The 4194-nt window shown below is 63.2% G+C and carries 3 protein-coding genes; 2 read left to right on the top strand and 1 reads right to left on the bottom strand.

What is annotated here, in order from left to right:
• The first annotated feature begins 269 nt into the window (after positions 1–269).
• Complete coding sequence (locus H8A95_RS41750; RefSeq protein ID WP_229188279.1) at positions 270–1778, top strand: DUF1800 domain-containing protein; 1509 nt, start codon at positions 270–272, stop codon at positions 1776–1778.
• Positions 1779–1793: 15 nt separating this feature from the next.
• On the top strand, positions 1794–2987 hold the full coding sequence (locus H8A95_RS41745) for a DUF1501 domain-containing protein (RefSeq protein WP_229188278.1): 1194 nt from the start codon (positions 1794–1796) through the stop codon (positions 2985–2987).
• Positions 2988–3169: 182 nt separating this feature from the next.
• Here H8A95_RS41745 and H8A95_RS41740 read toward each other — a convergent pair.
• Positions 3170–4194, bottom strand: a 1025-nt coding sequence (locus H8A95_RS41740; RefSeq protein WP_229188277.1) for an alginate lyase family protein, incomplete at its 5' end; no start/stop codon positions are given.

The raw sequence follows: 4194 nt of genomic DNA, 5'->3' as shown, positions 1-4194 counted from the left end.
GCTCCGCCGCCGCGGATGGCGGCGCCGCCGCCAAGGCCCGCGCCCGCACCACGAGCAGCAGCGCCGGCATGTCCTCCCGGCAAGTGCAAACACTGAGGGCATGACACCATGAGCCGAGCAGGTCAGCCTTCATGAGCATCACGGCCACACTCGGATCGCGGACAGTCGCGAACCTAGAGCGTTTTCGAGCGAAGTGGATGCCGGTTCGCGTGAAGAAAACGCGTCAAAACAAAAATCTGGAGCTCCGTTCCGATTCCATCGGAACGGAAATGGCTCTAGTGATCGGCACGATCGCGGGGCTGGTGGTGTTCCACCAGCCGGCTCGGGCAGCCGATCTCGCGGCGCAGGACATCGCGCTGCTCGATCGCCTGACCTGGGGCGTCAATGCGTCGAGCGCGGCGCATCTGCGCGAGGTCGGCGCCGAGCGCTGGCTGCAAGAGCAGCTGCATCCGGCCAATGCTGCTTTGCCGGCTGCCGTCCAAAAGCAGATCGAGGCGATGCCGGACGTGCATCGCTTCCCGTTCGACATTGCGGTTTCGTTCGACCAGCAGGGCAAATCCGCCAACCAGGTCGCCGATCCCGAGCAGCGCAAGGCCGCGCAACAGGTCTATCAGCAGGCCATGAACGACCGCGCCAGGCAGGCCGCGGCCCGCACCATCCTGCACGCGCTCTACGCGCCGGATCAATTGCGCGAACGCCTGACCTGGTTCTGGTTCAACCACTTCAATGTCCACCAGTACAAGTCCAACATCCGCGTGCTGGTCGGCGATTACGAGGATCGCGCGATCCGCGTCAACGCGCTCGGCAAATTCCGCAACCTGCTCTCGACGACGCTGCATCATCCGGTGATGCTGCGCTATCTCGACAACGCCGATAACGCGGCCAGTCACCTCAACGAGAACTACGCCCGCGAGATCATGGAGCTGCACACCATGGGCGTCGGCTCCGGCTACACCCAGGCCGATGTCGAGGCGCTGGCGCGCATCCTCACCGGCGTCGGCATCGACTTCAAGTCGGAGGATCCGAAGCTGAAGCCGGAGCAGCAATCCCAGCTGATCCGCGAGGGCGCGTTCGAGTTCAATCCGGCGCGCCACGACTTCGGCGACAAGACCTTCCTCGGCCATCAGATCAAGGGCCGCGGTCTCGCCGAGGTCGACGAGGCCCTCGACATCCTGTGCCGCCATCCTGCGACCGCCACGCATATCGCAAAGCAGCTCGCGACCTATTTCGTGTCGGACAATCCGCCGGCCGCGCTGGTGCAGCAAATGGCGCAGACCTTCCAGAAGACCGATGGCGATATCGCAGCCGTGATGGCGACGCTGGTTCATGCGCCGGAATTCGCCGCCAGCCTGAAGGGCGGCGCCAAGTTCAAGGACCCGATGCTCTATGTGATGTCGTCGGTGCGGCTCGCCTATGACAGCAAGGTCGTCCTCAATACGCTGCCGATCCAGGGCTGGCTCAACCGCCTGTCCGAGGGCCTGTTCAATCACGAGACGCCCGACGGCTATTCGATGCTTTCGGCAGCCTGGAACGGTCCCGGGCAGATGATGCTGCGTTTCGAGATCGCGCGCGCGATCGGCTCGGGATCGGCCGGCCTGTTCAAGCCGAACGAGCCCAACGCGGTCGACCAGCCGGCGTTTCCGCTGGTCATGAACGGGCTCTACTTCAGCAACATCAGGCAGACGCTGAGCCCGACCACGCTTGCCGCGCTCGACCAGGCCGTCTCGCCGCAGGATTGGAATACGCTGTTTCTGTCGTCACCCGAGTTCATGCACTGAAAGGGAGGTTCGCCGATGAACCGCCGTGAACTGATCAAGGCCTTCGCTGCTTCCGCTTCGCTCACCGTCGCCGGCCGGGTCTGGGCGGCACCCGCGACCGACGCGCGCCTGCTCGTCGTGTTCCTGCGTGGCGCCTATGACGCTGCCAATGTGGTGGTGCCGGTCGGCAGCGAGTTCTACTACGCCTCGCGTCCGACGCTTGCGGTCGCGCGGCCCGATGCCGGCAATCCGAATGCGGCACTGGCGCTCGACGCCGGATGGGGACTGCATCCAAGCTTGCGCGATTCGATCTATCCGTTGTGGGCCAAGCGCGAGATCGCTTTCGTTCCGTTTGCCGGCACCAGCGATGACCTCTCGCGCAGCCATTTCGAGACCCAGGATACGATCGAGCTCGGGCAGGCGGTCGGCGGCAGCCGCGACTATCGCTCCGGTTTCATGAGCCGGCTGGCGACCGAACTGACGCGGGTGAAGCCGATCTCCTTCACCGACCAGCTGCCGCTGGTCTTCCGCGGCCAGAACCAGATTCCGAACATCGGCATCGCCAGCGTCAGCAAGCCCGGCGTCGACGACCGGCAGGCGCGGCTGATCCGGGAGATGTACGCGAAAGGCGATCTGGCCAATTCGGTGTCGGAGGGCTTTCGCGTCCGCGATGACGTCTACAAATCGGTCTCCGAGGAGATGATGGCGGCCAACCGCGGCGCGGTGTCACCGCGCGGCTTCGAGCTGTCGGCGCGGCGGATCGGCCGCCTGATGCGCGAGCAGTTCAACCTCGGCTTCGTCGACGTCGGCGGCTGGGACACCCACGTCAACCAGGGCGCGGCGACCGGCTATCTCGCCGACCGTCTCGGCGAACTGGGCAGGGGCCTTGCCGGCTTCTCCGAGGAAATCGGTCCCACGATGTGGCGCGACACGGTCGTGGTCGTAATCTCCGAGTTTGGCCGCACCTTCCGCGAGAACGGCGACCGCGGCACCGATCATGGCCACGGCAGCGTCTATTGGGTGATGGGCGGCGGCATCAACGGCGGACGGATGGCCGGCGAGCAGGTCCAGGTCACGCAGGCGACGCTGTTCCAGAACCGCGATTATCCCGTTCTGACCGACTACAAGGCGTTCTTCGCCGGCCTGATCCAGCCCGTCTACGGCCTGCAGCAGGCAAGCCTCGAGCGCATCTTCACCGGCATCAAGCCGAAGGATCTGAATCTGGTCTGAAGAGGCGCGGCCAAAATATCGAAAACAACCCCATGCAAAGTAGCCGCCGGGTGCCTGGAGGGCGACATGCCAACTTGACACGTCGGGCAAATCAACCGCATTATTCTATTATTCAGAAATAGTGCGTGGTAGCCGCATGCACGGCGCCGTAGCTCCTCGCGGCCGGCGCGACCATGTTGTCGTCAGCGGTGCAAGCCGCTGAGGATCGCCACCGAGCGACGGCTGTCTCCGCCCATGTCGCGGGCATTGAAATCCGTCTGCGCCAGACCACAACGTGACCAATTAGCATCGAATCGATCGCCGCCGAAGCCGTTCATGACTTCGTAGGCCCATTGCCCGTCGGGGATTCTGATCTTGGCTTTCGCGAGCTCTTCCATCTTATGGGAATCGCAAAGCGTCTCGCCGATGGCCACGGCAAGCTTCTTGACGCGTTGTCTCTCGGCGGTGGGCTCGCTGTAACCAAGGGCATTCCGCGCGGCTTCCAGCACGAGCGTGGCCGATAGCGAATAGATGTGATAAACCAGCGCCTGCGATCCGCGCTCGAGTTCGGCCGCAATGAAGCCGTCATTGTCGATCGCGGCAAGCGCTTCATGCCAGACCTGATTCTGAAAGGCGAGCGCCACCGGGTCGCGTTCCAACACATTGTTCAATGCGGCGCCGGTCGCTGCCCATACGCGTTGATTGGCGCGATTTGTGCCTTTGGCGTAGAACTCGATATTTTCCTGATCCATCTGGCGAAGCCACGCGAGCATTGTGCCGTTCAACGTATAGCCGGCGGCGCGGAACTTGATACCGATCATCTGGAAAGCTGGATTGAGCAGGCCACGTTTGACCTTGCCTTGACCTTCATAGACCTGCGGTTCGAATGTCAGGGCGCCGGCTTTCGCCCATCGGCCGAAAAGCTGAAAAGCGCAATCGGTGTCGGGGCTGCCGGGATGGGCATTGGCTCCATCCAGTGCGCGTTCCATCGTGCGAAAGAACGTGAAAATGGGGGCCATGATTTCGGCGTTGGCGTCTTCATTCGCGTTGTCGACGACCGAACCCTTGGAATCCGAATACATGGACTTCAATTCGAGGGTCGGCATCGGAGGAATAGACGGGCAGACCGGCTTGGCATGTGCGATGTCGGCCGTTGCGACCAGCACGGAGCAACTGACCGCAGCAACCAAGCCACGAAAACCGACGATTCCCGATGGGGTCATCAGCC

It is taken from the genome of Bradyrhizobium oropedii (assembly GCF_020889685.1).
Lineage (GTDB): Bacteria > Pseudomonadota > Alphaproteobacteria > Rhizobiales > Xanthobacteraceae > Bradyrhizobium > Bradyrhizobium oropedii.
The sequence above is the reverse complement of the archived record's forward strand: the minus strand, read 5'-3'. Positions and strand labels throughout refer to the sequence as shown.